Annotated in this window: 17 protein-coding genes and 1 pseudogene; 10 read left to right on the top strand and 8 right to left on the bottom strand. The window is 58.7% G+C overall.

What is annotated here, in order from left to right; translation table 11 throughout:
* Nucleotides 1-48: 48 nt before the first annotated feature.
* Complete coding sequence (locus N7U68_RS06380) at nucleotides 49-333, bottom strand: cupin domain-containing protein (RefSeq protein WP_263048602.1); 285 nt, start codon at nucleotides 331-333, stop codon at nucleotides 49-51.
* Between the two features lie 453 nt (nucleotides 334-786).
* Here N7U68_RS06380 and gmd point away from each other — a divergent pair, with 453 nt between their 5' ends.
* Genes gmd through N7U68_RS06360 form a run of 4 tightly spaced genes read left to right on the top strand, consistent with a single transcriptional unit; the run spans nucleotide 787 to nucleotide 5,232 of the window.
* Nucleotides 787-1,905, top strand: coding sequence for a GDP-mannose 4,6-dehydratase (gmd, locus tag N7U68_RS06375; RefSeq protein ID WP_165197194.1), 1,119 nt, complete (start codon nucleotides 787-789; stop codon nucleotides 1,903-1,905).
* A gap of 13 nt (nucleotides 1,906-1,918) precedes the next feature.
* Nucleotides 1,919-2,884, top strand: coding sequence for a GDP-L-fucose synthase (fcl, locus tag N7U68_RS06370; protein WP_263048601.1), 966 nt, complete (start codon nucleotides 1,919-1,921; stop codon nucleotides 2,882-2,884).
* Between the two features lie 37 nt (nucleotides 2,885-2,921).
* Entirely contained in the window at nucleotides 2,922-4,358 is a 1,437-nt protein-coding gene (locus N7U68_RS06365; RefSeq protein WP_263048600.1) for a mannose-1-phosphate guanylyltransferase/mannose-6-phosphate isomerase, read from the top strand.
* On the top strand, nucleotides 4,345-5,232 hold the full coding sequence (locus N7U68_RS06360; protein ID WP_165197200.1) for an NAD-dependent epimerase/dehydratase family protein: 888 nt from the start codon (nucleotides 4,345-4,347) through the stop codon (nucleotides 5,230-5,232). The genes N7U68_RS06365 and N7U68_RS06360 overlap by 14 nt, the downstream gene beginning before the upstream one ends.
* 83 nt (nucleotides 5,233-5,315) lie before the next feature.
* Here N7U68_RS06360 and N7U68_RS06355 read toward each other — a convergent pair whose 3' ends face one another.
* The 4 genes and pseudogenes from N7U68_RS06355 to N7U68_RS06340 form a co-directional block, all read right to left on the bottom strand.
* Entirely contained in the window at nucleotides 5,316-5,756 is a 441-nt protein-coding gene (locus N7U68_RS06355) for a universal stress protein (protein WP_308446170.1), read from the bottom strand.
* Nucleotides 5,753-8,362: a TRAP transporter permease gene (locus tag N7U68_RS06350; protein ID WP_263048599.1), complete on the bottom strand. Its 2,610-nt coding sequence runs from the start codon at nucleotides 8,360-8,362 to the stop codon at nucleotides 5,753-5,755. The genes N7U68_RS06355 and N7U68_RS06350 overlap by 4 nt, the downstream gene beginning before the upstream one ends.
* 127 nt (nucleotides 8,363-8,489) lie before the next feature.
* A pseudogene (locus N7U68_RS06345) lies at nucleotides 8,490-9,459 on the bottom strand (TAXI family TRAP transporter solute-binding subunit).
* A 40-nt stretch (nucleotides 9,460-9,499) separates the two neighbouring features.
* Nucleotides 9,500-10,372: a MurR/RpiR family transcriptional regulator gene (locus tag N7U68_RS06340; protein ID WP_263048598.1), complete on the bottom strand. Its 873-nt coding sequence runs from the start codon at nucleotides 10,370-10,372 to the stop codon at nucleotides 9,500-9,502.
* Between the two features lie 132 nt (nucleotides 10,373-10,504).
* Here N7U68_RS06340 and N7U68_RS06335 point away from each other — a divergent pair, with 132 nt between their 5' ends.
* Nucleotides 10,505-11,827 carry an aspartate aminotransferase family protein gene (locus N7U68_RS06335; RefSeq protein ID WP_263048597.1) on the top strand — a complete coding sequence of 441 codons (1,323 nt, stop codon included), beginning with the start codon at nucleotides 10,505-10,507 and terminating at the stop codon, nucleotides 11,825-11,827.
* A 68-nt stretch (nucleotides 11,828-11,895) separates the two neighbouring features.
* Here N7U68_RS06335 and N7U68_RS06330 read toward each other — a convergent pair whose 3' ends face one another.
* Together N7U68_RS06330 and N7U68_RS06325 are read right to left on the bottom strand one after the other, a co-directional pair.
* Nucleotides 11,896-13,131, bottom strand: coding sequence for a hypothetical protein (locus N7U68_RS06330; protein WP_263048596.1), 1,236 nt, complete (start codon nucleotides 13,129-13,131; stop codon nucleotides 11,896-11,898).
* A gap of 23 nt (nucleotides 13,132-13,154) precedes the next feature.
* Nucleotides 13,155-13,919 carry a class II aldolase and adducin N-terminal domain-containing protein gene (locus N7U68_RS06325; RefSeq protein WP_263048595.1) on the bottom strand — a complete coding sequence of 255 codons (765 nt, stop codon included), beginning with the start codon at nucleotides 13,917-13,919 and terminating at the stop codon, nucleotides 13,155-13,157.
* A 255-nt stretch (nucleotides 13,920-14,174) separates the two neighbouring features.
* On the opposite strand from N7U68_RS06325, the gene N7U68_RS06320 reads away from it, so the two are divergent.
* From N7U68_RS06320 to N7U68_RS06300, 5 genes are all read left to right on the top strand, one after another.
* Complete coding sequence (locus N7U68_RS06320) at nucleotides 14,175-14,564, top strand: carboxymuconolactone decarboxylase family protein (RefSeq protein ID WP_165197205.1); 390 nt, start codon at nucleotides 14,175-14,177, stop codon at nucleotides 14,562-14,564.
* A gap of 428 nt (nucleotides 14,565-14,992) precedes the next feature.
* Nucleotides 14,993-16,123: a porin gene (locus N7U68_RS06315; RefSeq protein WP_241188135.1), complete on the top strand. Its 1,131-nt coding sequence runs from the start codon at nucleotides 14,993-14,995 to the stop codon at nucleotides 16,121-16,123.
* Between the two features lie 96 nt (nucleotides 16,124-16,219).
* Nucleotides 16,220-17,050: a sulfotransferase domain-containing protein gene (locus N7U68_RS06310; protein WP_165197206.1), complete on the top strand. Its 831-nt coding sequence runs from the start codon at nucleotides 16,220-16,222 to the stop codon at nucleotides 17,048-17,050.
* Nucleotides 17,047-17,925 (top strand): sulfotransferase domain-containing protein, encoded by an 879-nt coding sequence (locus N7U68_RS06305; RefSeq protein WP_263048594.1) that lies wholly within the window; start codon nucleotides 17,047-17,049, stop codon nucleotides 17,923-17,925. Before N7U68_RS06310 ends, N7U68_RS06305 begins: the two co-directional genes overlap by 4 nt.
* 72 nt (nucleotides 17,926-17,997) lie before the next feature.
* Nucleotides 17,998-18,537: a hypothetical protein gene (locus N7U68_RS06300; RefSeq protein WP_263048593.1), complete on the top strand. Its 540-nt coding sequence runs from the start codon at nucleotides 17,998-18,000 to the stop codon at nucleotides 18,535-18,537.
* A gap of 117 nt (nucleotides 18,538-18,654) precedes the next feature.
* Here N7U68_RS06300 and N7U68_RS06295 read toward each other — a convergent pair whose 3' ends face one another.
* Nucleotides 18,655-19,176 (bottom strand): DUF2478 domain-containing protein, encoded by a 522-nt coding sequence (locus N7U68_RS06295; protein WP_263048592.1) that lies wholly within the window; start codon nucleotides 19,174-19,176, stop codon nucleotides 18,655-18,657.
* Nucleotides 19,177-19,185: the final 9 nt, after the last annotated feature.

Here is a 19,185-nt window from a genome sequence, read left to right as displayed (position 1 = left end):
GAACGGATCAGCGAAAGGTCGCGCGCATAGATCGAGAATTAGGTTCCCTCACTTCAACTCGACTTCGACAAATGACATCGTGGCATCGCCGCCATTGATGACATTGTGCTCCACCCCTTCTTGACGTCTGTAGGCTGCGCCCGCCGGCACAGTCACCTCGTTGACCTCGCCGCCGGGCAGTTCCAGCCGCATGTGGCAATCGGTGACAGCCGTGATGACGTAATCAAATCCGTGGGTATGCCATCCGGTTTGCTGACCGGGGGCAAAATCAAAGCGCGTGACACGCACACGGGCGTCGTCGATCAATTGGGTAGCGGTGCAGGTCATAGTCATTGGGATTCCCTCCAGATTTCGACGGATGTGCCGAAGCAGACTGTGGTTAACGTGACACTGTGATCCGATCTTGGCCAGAGCTTCGACGCGAGCATCATGGGAAACGAGCGAAAAATCCCGCAACCGTGCCGTGGCACCATGGCTGTGCTGACACGCATGTGGTCAACGTTTCCGAAATTGTGACAATCGAGGTTGCTTTACTGGCGTTCGATTCGCTCAGGCGCGGCGGCGGACCTGTCCTCTGGTGATGCATGATTGAGCGATGAAAAATAAACAGAATATCGGTTGGCCGGGGTCGTACTCAGCACCCTGAAATCTAAGCGTCATACGCTGTGGGAGGACAATCGACCGCGCTTGCAGTTGCCCCGGAAACACTGAGCGTTTAGGTATCGTCATTGACTCCCGGGGCGTGCGGCTATGCCACCCGGACAAAAGGTGGCTGGAGAACGCGAAATGAAACGTGCCCTCATCACGGGGATTACCGGGCAGGATGGCTCTTATCTGGCTGAGTTGCTGCTTGAAAAAGGTTACGAGGTGCACGGGATTAAACGGCGGGCATCGTCGTTCAACACCCAGCGGATCGACCATATCTATCAGGACCCGCACGAACCGAACCCACAGCTAAAGCTGCATTACGGTGATTTGACGGACACATCGAACCTGACGCGGCTTATCTCAGAGATCAAGCCGGACGAGGTTTATAACCTTGGCGCCCAGAGCCATGTGGCTGTCAGCTTTGAATCGCCGGAATACACGGCCGATGTGGACGGGATGGGCACGCTGCGCCTGCTGGAGGCGATCCGCTTTCTGGGGATGGAAAAAACCTGTCGGTTTTATCAGGCCTCGACGTCCGAGTTGTACGGTCTCGTGCAGGAAACCCCGCAATCCGAGACGACGCCGTTTTATCCACGTTCGCCCTATGCGGTGGCCAAGCTCTATTCCTACTGGATTACCGTCAACTACCGAGAAGCCTACGGCATGTACGCCTGCAACGGTATCCTGTTCAATCACGAGAGCCCGCGCCGGGGCGAAACCTTCGTCACGCGCAAGATTACCCGCGGGTTGGCCAATATCGCGCAGGGTCTGGACGATTGTCTGCACATGGGCAACATCGACGCGCTGCGCGACTGGGGCCATGCCAAGGACTATGTGCGCATGCAGTGGATGATGCTGCAACAGGATAAGGCGGACGATTTCGTAATCGCCACGGGAAAACAGTATTCGGTGCGTGATTTCATCGCGATGTCAGCGGCAGAGCTGGGGATCGAGTTGGCGTTTTCGGGCGAGGGGCTGGAGGAAACCGGCACTGTCACCCGCGTGACGTCGGATATGGCCCCGGCGGTCAGTCCCGGCGATGTGGTTGTGCGGATCGACCCGCGCTATTTCCGTCCCGCCGAAGTCGAGACGCTGTTGGGTGATCCGACCAAGGCGCGCGAGGTGTTGGGCTGGGAGCCGCAGATCACGACGCAGCAAATGTGCGCCGAAATGGTGGCCGAGGATCTGCGAACCGCGCGACGCCATGCATTGTTAAAAGAACATGGGTATGACGTGCCAGTGAGTTCCGAGAATTGATGGGCGCGTCGGCATGAGGGTCTACTTGGCAGGGCATCGCGGTATGGTCGGCGGTGCGATCCACCGACGACTGATCGCACGCGGTATGGCCGAGGGTGATATTCTCGTCCGCACCCATGCAGAACTGGATCTGACCGATCAGGGGGCCGTTCGCGCATTCATGCAAAGCGAGCGGCCCGATGCGGTTATTCTGGCAGCGGCCAAAGTGGGCGGCATTCACGCCAACAACACCTATCCCGCTGATTTCATATATGAAAACCTGATGATCGAATGCAATGTGATCCATCAGGCGTACGACGCGGGCGTAACGCGACTGCTGCAACTGGGGTCTAGCTGCATCTACCCGCGCGCGGTGCCGCAGCCGATGCGTGAGGATGCGCTGCTGACTGGCGTGCTGGAGCCGACGAACGAGCCCTATGCGGTGGCCAAGATCGCGGGCATCAAGCTGTGCGAGAGCTACAACCGCCAGCATGGCACTGATTACCGCAGTGTTATGCCCACCAACCTTTATGGGCCCGGCGATAATTTTCATCCTGAAAACAGTCATGTTCTGCCCGCCATGATCCGCCGTTTTCACGAGGCGGTCCGCGATGGTGTGCGCGAGGTGGTGATTTGGGGCACCGGTACGCCGCGCCGCGAGTTTCTGCACGTGGACGATATGGCCGAGGCGAGCCTGTTTGTCATGGATCTGGATCGTGCCAGCTATGACGCTAACACCGACCCGATGCTGAGTCATATCAACGTGGGTACTGGCACCGATGTGTCGATTGCCGAACTGGCGCAGATGGTGGCGGGGATTACCGGTTTCACTGGCCAGATCGTCTATGACACGACCAAGCCCGACGGCACTGCGCGCAAGCTGATGGATGTCAGCCGGCTGGCCGACATGGGGTGGCGGGCACGGACGGGATTGCACGAGGGTATTTCAGGGACATATGAATGGTTTCAACGCCATGCCGACACCGTGAGGGAGAAGTGACTTGAATTATCCGGCCCGAGCCGTGACATGACTGACTATGACTGACACGCCCCTTATTCATCCGGTGATCCTATGTGGTGGATCAGGCACACGGCTCTGGCCGCTGTCACGGCAGAGCTATCCCAAACAGTTTACGCCATTGATCGGAGACGAGACACTGTTTCAGGCGTCGGTCCGTCGCCTTTCTGGTGTTGGGTTCGCGGCTCCTGTGGTCCTGACTGGCGAGCCGTTCCGCTTTATCGTGTTAGAGCAGTTGGCAGCGGCACAAACACAGCCCCAAGGCGTGCTGATCGAGCCGGAAGGTCGCAATACCGCACCGGCAGTTCTTGCCGCCGCCTTATGGCTGGCGTCGCGCGATGCGAATGCGCTGATGCTGGTGGCACCGTCGGATCATGTGATCCCGGATGCTGCCGCGTTTCGCACGGCCATATTGGCGGCAGCACCCCGCGCCGCCGCTGGCGATCTGGTCACATTCGGCATTCACCCGACGCGGGCCGAAACCGGCTATGGGTGGCTGGAGTTAGCCGAAGGTGCGGATGCATCTGCCACAACGCCGCAAGCGTTGGCGCGGTTTGTGGAAAAACCAGACGAGGCCAATGCAGAGGCAATGCTTGCCGCGGGCAGCTATCTGTGGAACGCCGGTATTTTCCTGCTGTCAGCCCGTGCAGTGATCGCCGCCTTTGAGATGCACGCGCGCGAAATGATTGCGCCGGTCCGCGCAGCTGTCGATGGGGCGCAGGACGATCTGGGCTTTACCCGGCTGAATGCTGCTGCCTGGGCAGATGTCCCTGATAACTCGATTGATTATGCGATCATGGAGCATGCCGATAATCTTGCGGTCATGCCCTTTGGTGACGGCTGGTCCGATCTGGGTGATTGGAATGCGGTCTGGGCGGAATGTGGCCCGGACGCGGACGGTAACGTGCTGTCTGACAATGCGACAGCTCTGGGCTGTGCCGGTACCTTGCTGCGCTCTGAAGACGGCGCGCAGGAATTGGTCGGAATCGGGCTCGAGGACATGATTGCCGTGGCGATGCCGGATGCCGTCATCGTTGCCCGACGCAATGACAGCCAGCGGGTGAAAGAGGCGGTAACCGCGCTAAAGGCGCGCGGCGTGAAACAAGCAACTGAGTTTCCGGTCGATCACCGTCCGTGGGGGTGGTTCGAGAGTCTGGTTGTCGGAGAGCGGTTTCAGGTCAAACGCATTGTGGTCAAGCCCGGTGCGGCGCTAAGTCTGCAAAGCCACCATCACCGCTCTGAGCACTGGATCGTTGTGCAGGGCACGGCAAAGGTGACTGTGGATGACGAGATCAAACTTATTGGAGAAAATGAAAGCGTTTATATCCCGCTCGGTGCCGTACATCGCATGGAAAACCCCGGTAAGCTGGAGATGGTCCTGATCGAGGTCCAGACAGGCAGCTATCTGGGCGAGGACGATATCATTCGTTACGAGGACGTCTATGCCCGGACTTGATCTGACAGGGGCAGACTGGCTGATGGTTGGTGCATCCGGGCGCGTGGGTCGTATGGTGCGCCGTGCTTGGGTGGATGATCCGGACGTTGCAATCCGCCTTGTTCCACAACTGCGTAGCGGCACGGTCGCGACTACGGATCGTGTCCTCTATTGGGCACCGCTGGACGGGCCCGAACCGTTTGAACGCTATGTGCGCTATGATGGAACACCTGCTGCGTTGATCATGCTTGCGGGGGTGATCCCCGGACCAGACGCAGATTTTTCCACAAATGTCGGCCTCGCGGTCGCCTGTTTGGAGGCGGCCAAAGCGGCGGGCTGTGAACGGGTATTGATTGCGTCGTCAGTGGCTGTCTACGATCATAGCAGTGATATGCCGCTGACCGAGGATGCGCCTTGCAACCCGTCGACGCTCTATGGTGCGTCAAAGCTGGCAATGGAGCAGGCATGCGTGCCCTACCGCGATCAAGGGATGGATGTGTGCTGCCTGCGGATTGGAAATGTTGTCGGTGCCGATGCCCTGATGCGCAATGCAGAGGCAGGCGGCGATCTGCGCATCGACCGCTTTCCCGCCGGGCAGGGGCCGAGTCGCCCCTATATCGGTCCCGAAAGTCTGGCGCGGATTGTGAGCACGCTGGCGTCTTGGCCCGAATGCTTGCCCGAAACTCTGAACGTCGCGGCACCGGGAGGCAGCGACATGAGCGCATTGGCCGATGCCGCAGGCCTGAATTGGGACTGGGCCGTTGCTCCGCGTGATGCAGTTCAGCACATTTCAGTCGATACATCCCGGCTGTCGCAGTTTTACACGTTCGAACCCGAAGAATGTGCGCCTGAGGGTATGATCGCGCAATTGCGCAAGGTTGGCTCCGGTATCTGATGCCGGACACAAACAGCCCAGATTATTTGGAAAAGTCTCCAAGGCCCTATTTCAAAGGCCTTGGTTGATTTCGATAACGGGCCTCAGCGTACGACATAGACCGAACATTTGGCATGGCGGACCACGCGCGATGCGTTAGGGCCAAGCAGGAAATCGTGCAGATCGGGCTTGTGCGCGCCGATGACGATCAGACCTGTCTCTGCTGCCGTAGCGGCCTTCAGGATCTCTTCGTAGGCGTTGCCCGTGGCGACGATATGGCGGATGGACGCGTTTGCCTCCGCGCCCAGCGATGCCTCGATCTGATCACGCATCAGCTTTGTCGCCTGCGCCAACGCCTTTTCGTGATGGTCCTTGTCGAAATAGCTGCCCACAATGCTCATGCCCAGATCGGGCAGCACGGTGATCACATCAAGCTGCGCATTGTTGATACCGGCCATGCGTACAGATTCCTTCAGCACGTTGTCGTCAAGCCCCTTGTTGCTGACGTCAATCGCACAGAGGACGGGTTTCCCTATCTGGGTCATGCGGGCTCTCCTTCTTTGCTCATGCGGCCGCGTTGCAGCATGGCGATTAGTGCCAACAACAGAAGCGCCGGGATAAAGATAAGCTCTTTGGGCATCTGGTTAGCCGAGGCCTTGACCGTTACCAGCGTCACAGGCGTGTCACCGTAAAAGTCGAAGCCTTGAAGGTTATCGGCAAAGGGTGTGCCGAACATCGGTTCGTCCAGTTTCACTGCACCGTCTTCTTCCATGATCATCAGGCCGAAGGTGTCGAGCCGTTCAGCGCCAGTACCTTCGCCGTCGATCGACATCGACAGAGCGGTTTCCACCATCTCGCCAGTGTCGAAGTCGGGACCAGAGACGATGACACGCACCTCGTCGCCGGGTTTTGCGGCATCCAATGTCTGCTCAAACGCCGTGGGTTCGATGATCTTGAACGGCGGTTGGATACGGTCCATCACATAGTCTGGCCGGAACAACAGGAAGGCCACGAGGATCAGTGCCACGCTTTCATAGATGCGGTTTTTGACCAGAAAGTAATTCATCGTGCCCGCCGTAAAGACAAGGATCGCGATGGTTGCCGATATGGCTACCAGTATCCCTTGGGTCCATGTCACGTCGATCAGCAACAAGTCGGTGTTGAAGATGAACACGAACGGCAACGCCACAGTCCGCAGACTGTAGAAAAAGGCGATAAAGCCGGTCTTGATCGCGTCACCGCCTGATACGGCCGCCGCAGCAAAGCTGGCCAGTCCCACAGGAGGTGTCACATCCGCCATGATACCAAAATAGAATACGAAGAGGTGTACCGCGATCAACGGAACGATCAGTCCCGATTGCGCGCCCAATTCCACCACAACCCCGGCCATCAGTGAACTGACGACGATGTAGTTGGCCGTGGTCGGCAGGCCCATCCCCAGAATGAGGCTGAGAAGGCCGACCATGATCAGCATCAGGATCAGGTTGCCGCCCGACAGAAATTCGACCAGATCGGCCATGACCTGACCAACGCCGGTCAGTGTCACAGTGCCGACGATCACGCCCGCCGTGGCCGTGGCGAGGCCAATACCGATCATGTTGCGCGCCCCGTCGATAAGGCCCTGCCACAAATCAAACGCACCTTCCTTCAGATGTTCACCCATCTCGCCCGCGCCGCGGAACATCGCCTTGAGCGGACGTTGTGTGAGCAAGATCACAAAGAGCAAGGTGGTCGCCCAGAAGGCTGATAGACCGGGTGATTTCTGTTCGATCATCAGGAAGTAAACCAGCACGATGATCGGTAGCAGGTAGTAGAGGCCGGATTTGTAGATCTCTCCCACGACGGGCAGTTCGACCTCTTCTGCGTTGGGATCGTCCGGTTCCAGATCGGGGCCCTTGGACGCGAGCCAGAGCAGTGCGACATAAGCCAGAACGATAAGTGCTGACAGGATGATGCCCGAGTTATCGGTCATGCTCACGACCCATTTCACCGGATACTGTACGCCGTAGCAGAGCGCGGCAAAGCCGACAAAAAAGACCGCCATACCGCCGATGGTCTTACCCATGCTAACGACACGGTTGCCCAGTGTCGGCATGTTGTTCTTTACCGCCTCAAGGTGGACGATATAGACCAGCGCGATGTATGAAATCGCCGCCGGCAGGAAGGCATGGGTGATTACCTCGACATAGGAAATACCTACATATTCGACCATCAGGAAGGCCGCAGCGCCCATGACGGGCGGCATGATCTGGCCGTTGACAGAGCTGGCCACTTCGACTGCGCCGCCCTTTTCAGAGCTGAACCCGACACGTTTCATCAACGGGATGGTGAATGTACCGGTGGTGACAACGTTGGCGATGGACGAGCCAGAGATCAGGCCCGTAGCCGCAGAGCCGACAACAGCGGCCTTCGCCGGGCCGCCTCGCAGGTGGCCTAACGCGCCGAATGCCATTTTGATGAAATAGTTGCCCGCTCCCGCTTTTTCCAGCAATGCGCCAAAAAGGACAAAGAGGAACACGAACTTGGTGGAAACACCCAGCGCGATGCCGAACACGCCCTCGGACGTGATCCACATGTGGCTCATCGCCTTTTGCAAAGAGGCACCCTTCCAGCGGATTACTTCGGGCACCCACGGGGACGCCCCAAAGAAGACGTAGCCAAGAAAGATCGTGGCGATGATTGCCATCGCGGGGCCAAGCGCGCGGCGCGCACCCTCAAACAGCAGGATCAGGCCGATCAGCGCCACCCATTTATCGGTGTCATCGGCAAGGCCACCATTGCTGACGATCTTATCATATACGATGTAGCCGTAGAGCGCGATGATTGCGCCGACGATACCCATGACCCAGTCCTGAATGGGCACATAGGTGCGCGGGCTGGACTTTAATGCAGGATAGGCCATGAAAGCGAGGAAAACCGCAAAGGCGAGGTGGATTTGGCGTGAGTTGTTGATCACGTCGCCGGGTAGAACGTAATTCGATACCGGCGATGCCAGCAGCACCTGAAACACGGACCAGACCACGGCAACCACGGCCAGCATCGTTGCGACGCCCGCAGAGGACGGGTTGCGCCCCCCTGCATCAGAGGATGCCACTAACTCCTGTAATTCCGCTTCGCTCAGAGGGCCTTTGCCCTGCTTGTCATCGACCATCCCAATGTCTCCCTGTCCCGCTGCGCATTTTTTCTCGCGCTGCTGTTTTTTGTCGCCTTATTCAGACGTTTAGGTGGTTGGCGGGGGCGGCAATTGTCGCCCCTGCCGAGTGCCGGATCGGGCCAGTTTACTCGATCCAGCCTTTTTCACGGTAATATTTCGCAGCGCCATCATGCAGCGGCGCGGACAGGCCAGCCGTCGCCATTTCCTCGGGCTTGAGATTGGCAAACGCAGGGTGCAGCCCGGTGAACGCGTCAAAATTGTCAAAGACCGCGCTGACGAGGGCATAGACCGCATCTTCGCTCACGTTGGTGGAACTGACCAGCGTGGCGCCCACACCGAAGGTCGCGGTGTCCTCATCCGATCCGCGATACATGCCGCCCGGAACGGTGGCTGTCCGGTAGAATGGGTTATCCGCGATGAGCGCGTCGATTTCGGGACCGGTCACGTTGACCAGAACCGATTCACACGCAGTGGTGGCCTCTTGGATGGTGCCCGAAGGGTGACCAACGGTAAAGACGATGGCATCCACCTGATTGTCGCACAGCGCGGCGGATTGCTCGGCTGGCTTCAGTTCCGCGGCGAGGGCGAAATCGTCGCTGGTCCAGCCCTTTTTCTCCATCACGACCTCAAACGTGCCGCGTGCGCCGGAACCGGGGTTGCCGAGGTTGACCCGCTTGCCCTTGAGATCATCGAACGACTTGATCCCGCTGTCGGCGCGCGCCACGACGGTAAACGGTTCGGGGTGGATCGAAAACACTGCGCGCAGGTCTTCGAATGCGCCATCATCCTCGAATTGCGACGAGCCGTTATAGGCGTGGTACTGCCAGTCGGATTGTGCAACGCCGAATTCCAGCTCGCCAGCGCGGATGGTCTTGATGTTGTAGACCGAGCCGCCTGTCGATCTCGACCGAGCAGCGAATGCCATGTTCTTTGCGACCCTTGTTGACCAGACGGCAGATGGCGCCGCCGGTGGGGTAATAGACGCCGGTAACACCGCCAGTGCCGATGGTGATGAACTCTTCGGCATAGGCCGCCGGTGCCATCAGCGTGGCCATTGCGGCCCCCGCGATCGTGAACTTAAATTTGGAAAACATCATTTTCTCCCTTTTCTTGTTGATGTTCTTTGGTTTCGTTTCATCCGCCAGCTGCTTCCAGCTTGCGGTTTCGGGTTTCGACCTCGGCGATGCGGCCCGTGGCCTCGGTGCCAGTGCGCCCGGCGAGCATGCCGATCATCGTTTCGACCAAAAAGAGTGTCGCCACATAGGACGAAAAGAAATGCGGGCTGCCAGTGGGCACCAGAAATCCCGCATCGGCTTGGGCCAATGCGGGGCACGTGTGACTATCGGTGATGACCACCACAAAAACGCCGAGTTCCCTAGCCTGAGCAGCGGCGAGGATGGACTTGCGGGCAAATGGTGGCTTGGTCACGATAACCAGCGAATCGTCGACCCCCAGACCCGTCAGCGCACTGCCGATTGACGCCCCCATCCGGCCCGCGATGTGCCAGTTGTCGGTCAGGAAATTCGCCATATACGACATATGCTCTACGATCCCCGTCGATCCCAATGCGCCCAGCAGCAGCACACGCCGCGACCGATGCAGCCGTTCAACCGTCCGTTCCAGAAGGTCGTGATCCACACCCACAGCAAGGGTTTGCACATTTGCCAAACAAGCGTCGCGATGCGCGCCGAGAAAGTCAAGCGTGCCGGTGGATTGGTCCTGCTGCAAGCGTCGCGCCCGGTCGGCAAAGCTGTGACCATGTGGGTCGATCTGCCGGTCAATCCGGCTGCGCATTTCATCGCGCAGCGCCTCGAAATCAGCGTATCCCAGACGCCGGGCCAACCGCGAGAATGTAGCGGGCGGCAATGCAGCCTCGCCTGCGATCGAACGCAGGCTGCGCGTGGCTGTGTTGAGCGGGTTGGCGGCCACATAGTCACCCGCCTGACGCAGTCGATCACTCAACCGATCATATTCAGCCGCCAGCCGCTGCGAAAACGCGCCATCCAATAGATGCCCCTCCCAAGATGTCGGAAATGGAGTGTTTCAACTGTTTCATATCTTGTCAAGATATGACTCATGTGTTTCAGTTTGCCATCGCGACAGGTCGCGACTCGTCTCTTTTCAGGATTGCGATACGCCATGAGCCACGTCTTTCCCCGCCATTCCAAATCCCCTCCGCGTTTGGCGACACGCGGTGAGGGGCCTTATCTCTTTGACACTGACGGACGCGCCTATCTCGATGGCTCCGGCGGGGCGGCGGTGTCGTGTCTGGGGCATTCGGATGCGGATGTGATCGCCGCCATTCAGGCACAGGTCGGTACCATGGCGTATGCGCATACGTCCTTTTTTACGTCAGAACCGGCCGAGGAACTGGCTGACCTGCTGATTGCTCATGCGCCCGAAGGACTCGATCGGGTCTATTTCGTTTCGGGCGGATCCGAGGCGGTAGAAACGGCGCTGAAACTCGCGCGGCAATACATGCTGGAGATTGGCCAATCGCAACGCGGTCGCTTCATCGCGCGCAGGCAGAGCTATCACGGCAACACGCTGGCGGCATTGGCCACCGGAGGAAATGCGTGGCGTAAGGAGCCTTTCGCGCCGCTGATGATCGACACCACCCATATTGCGCCCTGTTACGCCTACCGCGATCAGCAAGACGACGAGAGCGCCGAGGCCTACGGCTTGCGCGTGGCGGATGAACTAGAAGCCGAGTTGCAGCGTGTTGGCCCGGAGACGGTGATTGGTTTTATCGCGGAGCCAGTCGTCGGCGCCACGCTGGGCGCAGTGCCTGCGGTGCCCGGATATTTCAAGCGTATCCGCGAGATTTGTGATCGATACGGCATACTGTTGATCCTTGATGAAGTGATGTGCGGGATGGGGCGGACAGGCACGCTGTTTGCCTGCGAACAGGAGGACGTGCGCCCCGATATTGTCATTATCGCCAAAGGGTTGGGCGCGGGTTATCAACCGATCGCGGCGACGCTGTGCTCGGCCGCCATCCATGACGCAATCGAAAGCGGATCGGGCTTTTTCCAACATGGGCATACCTATATCGGACATCCGGTGGCCTGCGCGGCAGGGTTGGCCGTGGTAACGAAACTGACCGAGGGCGGACTGACGGTGCGAGCGGCAGAACTGGGCGACATGCTGCATGCCAAGCTGCGGGCAGCGCTTGGACAGCATCCGCATATTGGCGATATTCGCGGGCGGGGCATGTTCCGTGGGCTGGAGGTGGTCGAGGATCGCGAGACCAAGACGCCATTTGATCCGGCCCGCGGGGTGCATAAGGCGCTGAAGAAAGCGGCGTTTGAGGCTGGTCTGCTATGCTATCCGATGGGGGGTACGATTGATGGTCAGCGCGGTGATCATGTGCTTTTGGCGCCGCCGTTTATCCTGAACGAGAGCCAGATCGACGAACTTGTAGAGAAGCTGGGCGGCGCCTTTAAGACGGTGCTGGGATAGTCGCAGGGGATCCATGAGGTGACCGCGCACAACGGCATGTGCCGTGTGATAGCGATTATGATCTATTACTAAATAAGCAAAAGATCGCGGTGATCGGCCTGATCGGCGTCATAGACCTGCGTGCACCACGGGTTGGCCGTGAACAGGTGCAGGTGCGCGACGCTGAAAGCGTTGCCGCCGCGGATGCGGCGAGATCGGTCAATCCGCACCGGGCCGGGGGCAAGGGCATTGATCCAGTCCGCGATCCGGTTTCGGAACTCGGGCCAGTCACTGGTCCGATTGAACCGCATCGCAAAGCCGTCGTGGGTTTGCGTCAGCCGGGGCAGGTCGCGCAGTGTCAGATGCAGGTAAAGCGACAGGGTCGTGTCATCATCCGCCGCCCGAACAGGGTTTGGGGCGTTGGGCGGGATCAGATTCGCGCCCGCCGCGCCGCGGCTCAGCCGGAATGTTCTCAGGTGTTCATCCAGAAGATAGCGGTGGCCGCGTTGCTGCGCAAAACGGATCGCGTCATCCGTGGGGCCGCCGGGTCGCGGCAGGTCGGCGATTGCCGATCCGGCAAGGCCTGACCACAAGGTTTGCGCAGGTGGCGGCAGGTGAACAACATCGTCGTCGCCGCCGTCCGACGTGGATATACGTGCCTGCATGCCATCCGCCCCGGGAATGAACCACATCCAGGCTCCGGCAAAGCCGCGGCCGCGGCCCGTGGCGCCTGTTGTCAGGACGCAGGTGCCGTTTGGCTCAAGCACCTCGAAACCGCGCCGCTCCCAGCAGTCATCGTCATCGCGGCCCGACCCGCTGTCATACGACAGGATCACGCGACCCGAAACCGGATCGCTGTCCAGCACTTCGCGTCCATCCAAGAGGTCGAAACCGGGCGGGGCAGGCCCGGCCATATCTTCGGGCAGTATGCTGCCTGCGGTGGGCTGAACCCAGTCCGGGTCGGTAGCATCCGCGTCAAAGCTTTCGCAGGTATGTTGCGGCACACCGTGGATCGCCAGATCTTGTACGTCAAAGTAATTGCCCTCCAGCAATCGGTCCTTTGGCGCGCGTGAGAGGCCGAAATCGCGCAGCAGACCGGGGGCGCTGAGGGCGCGTAGCCAGCGTTCCACATACGCCCGCAGGTCCGGTCGCCGGCTAAGCCGAAGACCAATCCGGTCGGTCGTCACCCCATAGCTGAACGTCTGCGCGGCTGACAGGCGGAACGAGATCATGACCTCGCGGCCTGAGGTCGCCAGCACGCGATCAAATCCGTCCAGCAGATGCGTTAGGCGATCAGTCGGGTGGTCTGTGTCGGGATCGGACATAGGCATTCCCCGGATCGGCGCGATCAGCTGGCGTAGTTCGATCCTTCATCATCAAGAATAGCCATCAGCTCCGACAGGTGGCTGTTGGCCTGACCGGGATAGCTTTCCAGCTCCTGCGCGGTTTTTTCGGCGATCTCGTCGCTCAGGACGCGCAGGGGCTGGCCCGTCTGAAGCGCGCGGATGTATGTTTCGGCGGCGCGCTCAAAGTAATACATCCGGTTGAACGTGTCCGCGACGCTGTCGCCCAGCACCAGAACGCCGTGATTGCCCATGATCATCACCTTGATCTTGGGATCACTCAGCATTCGGGCACAGCGTTCGCCCTCGCTCTCGAACGCGAGGCCAGAATAGCCATCGTCGATGACGTACCGATTAAAGAACGTGGCCGCGTTCTGATCCACCGGTGGTAGCGAACTGTCGGCGAGACAGGCCAGAACGGTGGCGTGGATAGAATGCACATGCATTACGCAGCGCGCATGGCGGCAATGGCGGTGGACCGAGCCATGCAGGCCCCAAGCCGTGGCATCAGGCGCGCCCGGTCGGTCCAGCGTGTCGGGGTCGTTCGCGTCCAGCAACAACAGATCCGACGCGCGCATACGGGCGAAATGCATCTGGTTCGGATTCATCAGGAACTGGGTGCCTTCCTCGTTCACGGCGAGGCTGAAATGGTTCGCGACCGCCTCGTGCATGTTCAGCCGCTCAGTCCAGCGAAAAGCAGCGGCCATCTGCACGCGCTCGGGCCAATGGCCGATATTGGCAATTGCGGGGTTCTGGGATGTCTGTGCCACTTTTTGCTCCTACGTTATGATGTTCTGCGCATCCTGCGCGATTCGCAGGTGTTTGGGCAATGCATCTAGATGCCGGTGGCGTATCATCGCAGGATCAGATGCCATGAAACATGAAACATGAGACAAAACCCGCAAATCCATGCCCCCGGTATCTGCGTCCGAAATTCCCGGCCGCCGATTTTGGCACTGGTCATTCCGTCCGGGCCTGATACGCGAAAGGTGTCATGACCATTCAAACCACGAAAGGACCGTTTCATGCCGGATACATTCAACGAAGACCTTTTTCTAAAAGGGCTGGAACAACGCAAGGCCACGCTGGGGCCCGAGTATGTCGAGAAAAACCTCGCTGCCGCAGATGACTTTACCAGACCTTTTCAGGAGGCGATGACCGCTTGGTGCTGGGGTTTCGGCTGGGGTGACGATGTGATCGCCCCCAAAACACGCAGCATGATGAACCTCGCCATGATTGGTGCGTTGGGTAAAATGCACGAATGGGAAATCCACTGCCGCGGTGCGCTGAACAATGGCGTCACCAAGGAGGAAATTCGCGCAATCATCCACGTGATCGCTATCTATTGCGGCGTACCGCAGGGGGTGGAATGTTTCCGCACAGCGAAAAAGGTGTTGGAAGAAAACGACATCTGAGGCGTCGCCAGAGACCGCCTGCGGCGCCACCGCGATCTTGTGACCAGACACTGATCCGACATGCGCCACAACCCGCGACTCGGCGTCGGGTTGCGTCGTGGGCATAACCCATCACAGCACGCCATGTTGGGCGTGATTCCTGTTTACAGACCGCTCTGATCATACATTTGATGTCGAAATGTGGCACGGAGTAGCGCGGTGCTGCTGTCTATAAAACCTAGGTGTTTCAGCAATTTCAGGTTAAATTGGGGATGCCTTGCCTTGATTGTGTGGTTTAAACGCCACAACCGGGGCAACAACATTGCAGGGCTGGCAGTGCGCGTTGACACTCGGGGGCAAAAAGCTGCATTTGATCCCCAAGCCGCGTCTAGCTTTGGAGGCGGCGGATCATGACACACATATTCCTGCTATTATGAGGAGGGACAACCTTGAAAAAGCATCTGCTTTGCACCAGCGCGATCATCGGTTGCGCAATGGCGGCTCCAGCGACGGCCCAAGAATGGGACCTGAACTGGGGTGGTTACATGAACCAGCACGTCGCTTACACCGATCTGAGCGGTACGCTCGCCGGTACAGGCGCTGGCCAAGTCGACAACGACGGCATCGGCTTCCACTCGACCACTGAAATCATCTTCTCGCCCTCGATCACTCTGGACAACGGCATCACCTTCGGTGTGAACGTTCAGATGGAAGGCGAGAACAACGGTGGTGGTGCCATCGGTATCGACGAAACATACATGACGATCTCCGGTGACACACTGGGTCAGATCATCGTGGGTTCCGAGAACTCCGCTGGTTACAAATCGATGGTTGCTGCTCCTGGCGTAACTTCGATGTACATCAACTCGCCTTCGATCTCCGCGTTCATCCCGCTCTCGGGTTCGACCGGTGGTCCTCTGCCCGGTATCTTCCGCGGCGCGATGGTTTCGGCTTACACCGAAGTTGGTCGTAACAACGACGTTGACCGTCTGACGTACTTCACGCCGTCCTTCAACGGCCTGACGCTGGGTGTTTCGTATGCCCGCAACAACGCCGGTAACGCTCTGACCAACCACAACAACAACAACGTTGCAGCTCTGACCGACATCTTCGACATCGGCCTGAACTACAGCCAGACGTTCGGCACGACCAGCGTCACTGTTGGCGCACGTTACGGCACCGCGGACGCGACTGCTGCTGGCGTTTCCGATCCCAGCACTTGGGGTATCGGTCTGCAAGTTGGCTTCGGCGACTTCACCGTTGGTGGTCACTATGCTGAGAACGACAACGGCCTGGCCGCTGGCGCAACCGACCAAGAAGGCTGGAGCTTCGGTGTTACGTACGACGCAGCTGGTCCTTGGGCGTTTGAAGCTCTGACCTTCCAAGGCGAGAGCAAAGCGACCGGTGCTGGTGGCGCGAACGAAGAGTACATTGCGTACCGTATCGGCGCCAGCCGCGACTTGGGCCCAGGTGTTGATTGGGACATCTATGCCGTCTTCGCAGAAGCAGACGACAAAGGCACAGCCGCAACCGAAATCGAAGGTACCGTTATCGGTACAGCGATCAACCTGAGCTTCTAAGCTTTAGGTACTTCGGAAAAAATTGGACGGGGGGGATGTATTTCTCCCTCGTCTTCTTTTATCTGGGCCTGTCATCACTGAACGCGGGCAAACAAGATGAAAAACAGCATTGTCTGGCTGGCGTCCTACCCCAAATCGGGAAATACTTGGACGCGGATATTCCTAGCGAACTACCTAGCGAATACCCAAGAGCCGATGCCGATCAATCAGGTCAACAAGTTTGGCATGGGCGATGCAATCGCCAAAACCTATCATATGGTGGCCGGTCGTAGGATCGACACGCGCGACTTGGCGTTGACACTTTCACTGCGTGAAAAGGTGCTGCGCGGGATCGTTGCGAACAATGCCGACGTCAATCTGGTGAAAACCCACAATATCAAATCAGTGGCACGCGGGATTGACCTGATCCCGACGAAATACACTCGCTCGGCGATCTACATTATGCGCGATCCGCGCGACATGGTATTGTCAGCCGCGCGCCATTACGGAGAGCCGGTGGAGAAGGTCGTGGCCCGTATTGCGCGCAGCGATAATGCGACGCAAGCGGACGATAACACGGTAGCAGTATTTCAGGGCTCATGGTCCGAGCATGTCAAAAGCTGGACCGGCTATGCGCCCTATCCGGTTTTGACCTTGCGCTACGAGGACATGCTTACCAATCCGCATCAGGAATTTGCCAAGACGCTGACCCATCTGGGTGTCCCGGTCGACGACGAACGTTTGGATCGGGCTGTGCGTCATGCCAGTTTCGATGAAGTGTCGAAACAGGAAACCGAGACTGGATTCATGGAGAAGCCCGCCGGCGCCGAGAAGTTCTTTGCCTCAGGGCGCAGTGGCCAGTGGAAGACTGATCTGGATCCTGCGCTGGCAGATCAGATTTGCAACAATCACGCCAAGACCATGAAAAAATTCGGATATCTGGAATGAACAATCTGCAGCGGATCATCTGGTTGGCCTCGTTTCCCAAGTCGGGAAACACATGGATGCGCAGCTTTCTGGCGCACTATCTGATGCCTCCGGGCGAAGCACCAGATATCAACAACCTGCGCAAATTCACCACCGGCGATGTGCGTCAGGACTTCTTTGATGCCGCAGCAGGGGGCAAGTTTCAGGCCCACAGCCCGGAGGACTGGCTAAAGGTCCGGCCCCGCGCGCTGGAGTTGATTGCCGCATCCAAGCCCGACCACCATTTTGTGAAGACCCACTGTCAGGCCATCAGGTTTCTCGGGCAGGATCTTATCCCGCCGCAAGTAACGGCGGCTGCGATCTACATCATTCGCAACCCCTTCGATCTGGCCCCGTCTTTTGCGCGCCACCAGAACTGCGATATCGACACTGCGATCACCCGGATGATGGACCCGGAAATGATCATGGGCACCCCGGCTGGAATTTACGAGGCATTGGGCAGTTGGGATGGCCATGTGATGAGTTGGGCGCGTGCGCCGGGCCTATCGCGGCATATTGTTCGGTACGAGGACATGCTGGCCAAACCGGGCAAGACATTCAACGACCTGCTGTCGAAATTCCTGCGCCTCAAGGTGGAAAAACCACGGCTTGCGCGGGCGATCAAGGCCACCAGCTTTGCAAGTATGCAAAAGCAGGAACAGGAAAAAGGGTTTTCCGAACGCCCGGAAGGAATGCAGAATTTCTTTGCCAAGGGCCAGTCGGGTGTTTGGCGCGAGGATTTGACCCCGGAACAGGTCGGGCGCATCCGCGAAGCTTTCCTGCCGACAATCGAGGAATGGTATCCTGAAATGCTGCGCGAAACAGAGGCGTTTGCCGCCGGGTGTGATACCGCGTAACCAGCATAGCTGACCTTGTAATTTCCTTGTGAGAAGCTCCATATACGGGCGATCTGTCATAGAGGTGACGTAATGCGAATTTCGGTTCTAACATCCTGCATGGCAATGCTTGGGCTTGCGGCCTGCTCGACCACCACGCCCGCAGGTACTGCCACGCTTGGGTCTGATCCGGTCATGGGCGGCGGCACCTACAGCTCACCCGGCGGGCTGAGCGTGGCGATAGATGTTCAAAATATTGGCGGAAAAACAGGCGTTTGTGGCGTCTGGGCCCAGAGCAAGAGCCAGTCCGTTATGACGCGTGGCAAGGCGCAGCAAGTCATCGGCTCAGGCGCTGTGGTGCTGAATGGCGAAGCGCTGGTGAATGGTCTGACATTCCTGCGTGAGGTTGATCCGGCGACGTCCTATACCGGCCAAACAGGCCATTGCGTGGTCAGTGAGCGGCCTTGGTCAGCAGCGGACGCAGGGCGTCGGGCACAGATCATCATCCCGCGGCAAATCGTGTTTAACGACCTTGATGGCGGAGTAGGCGGCGCCAGCGGCACAGTGATCTATTTCCGTCCGGGCGGCCCGAGTGCTCATCCCTCCGACCCAAAACCGTGGGATCCTGCCTAAATCAAACGCCGCCGTCCCGATGTACCGGATCGGCGGCTTGGCCACCTTGCCAGTCGCACCCGGCGTAGTACCCACTTGAAATAGGCATCGGATCAGGCGCAATCGCTCGCCTGTGTTTCAGTCCACTTTTTCAGCGGCGAGGCAGGTCGTGTCGATCCATTGCGCCAGCGTTTCCGTGGTTGCGGACAGTTCTTGCGCCACCCCCTCAGCGAAAGCCTCGAATTCTGCGCGGTTCAGTGGATTGAGGCCGACCAGTACAGGCACATCCTGTGAAAGCGCCTCGGCAATCAGGGGACGAAACCCTCGCCCGGCCGCTTCATGCTTGCCGAATTTGTTCACAATCAAAAGGTCCGCGCCGTCGACGAGTGTTTTATGGACTTCGACGACGGCTTGCTCCAGCGCGGCGGGGTCAAGCGCACATCCGCTCGCCTCTGGTCCCAGGTCCTGCGAAATGCGGATGATTGGCCCCTTGGGCAATACCTGAACATCCATATCGCAGCGATGCGTTTTGGGACGCGGGGTATTGCTCTGGACGACGCCTGCCACAGTGTGCCCGCGTTCAATCGCGGCGTTGGCGGCTGTTGTCAGTAAACGGTCGGTTGCCCCTTTGTCGGTGGTCGTTACATAGGCGATTTTCATCTGTGGCCT

Source organism: Roseovarius pelagicus, from assembly GCF_025639885.1.
In the GTDB taxonomy this organism is placed as follows: Bacteria; Pseudomonadota; Alphaproteobacteria; order Rhodobacterales; family Rhodobacteraceae; genus Roseovarius; species Roseovarius pelagicus.
Note: the sequence above shows the minus strand (reverse complement) of the source record. Positions and strands in the feature narration are given on the sequence as shown.

Excerpts from the sequence above, each read along its gene's own strand:
- fcl (WP_263048601.1), top strand. The coding sequence starts at position 1,919 with ATGAGGGTCTACTTGGCAGGGCATCGCGGTATGGTCGGCGGTGCGATC.
- N7U68_RS06350 (WP_263048599.1), bottom strand. The coding sequence starts at position 8,362 with ATGGTCGATGACAAGCAGGGCAAAGGCCCTCTGAGCGAAGCGGAATTA.
- N7U68_RS06330 (WP_263048596.1), bottom strand. The coding sequence starts at position 13,131 with ATGTCCGATCCCGACACAGACCACCCGACTGATCGCCTAACGCATCTG.
- N7U68_RS06320 (WP_165197205.1), top strand. The coding sequence starts at position 14,175 with ATGCCGGATACATTCAACGAAGACCTTTTTCTAAAAGGGCTGGAACAA.
- N7U68_RS06360 (WP_165197200.1), top strand. The coding sequence starts at position 4,345 with ATGCCCGGACTTGATCTGACAGGGGCAGACTGGCTGATGGTTGGTGCA.
- N7U68_RS06380 (WP_263048602.1), bottom strand. The coding sequence starts at position 333 with ATGACTATGACCTGCACCGCTACCCAATTGATCGACGACGCCCGTGTG.
- N7U68_RS06305 (WP_263048594.1), top strand. The coding sequence starts at position 17,047 with ATGAACAATCTGCAGCGGATCATCTGGTTGGCCTCGTTTCCCAAGTCG.
- N7U68_RS06295 (WP_263048592.1), bottom strand. The coding sequence starts at position 19,176 with ATGAAAATCGCCTATGTAACGACCACCGACAAAGGGGCAACCGACCGT.
- N7U68_RS06365 (WP_263048600.1), top strand. The coding sequence starts at position 2,922 with ATGACTGACACGCCCCTTATTCATCCGGTGATCCTATGTGGTGGATCA.
- N7U68_RS06355 (WP_308446170.1), bottom strand. The coding sequence starts at position 5,756 with ATGACCCAGATAGGGAAACCCGTCCTCTGTGCGATTGACGTCAGCAAC.
- gmd (WP_165197194.1), top strand. The coding sequence starts at position 787 with ATGAAACGTGCCCTCATCACGGGGATTACCGGGCAGGATGGCTCTTAT.
- N7U68_RS06300 (WP_263048593.1), top strand. The coding sequence starts at position 17,998 with ATGCGAATTTCGGTTCTAACATCCTGCATGGCAATGCTTGGGCTTGCG.
- N7U68_RS06335 (WP_263048597.1), top strand. The coding sequence starts at position 10,505 with ATGAGCCACGTCTTTCCCCGCCATTCCAAATCCCCTCCGCGTTTGGCG.
- N7U68_RS06310 (WP_165197206.1), top strand. The coding sequence starts at position 16,220 with ATGAAAAACAGCATTGTCTGGCTGGCGTCCTACCCCAAATCGGGAAAT.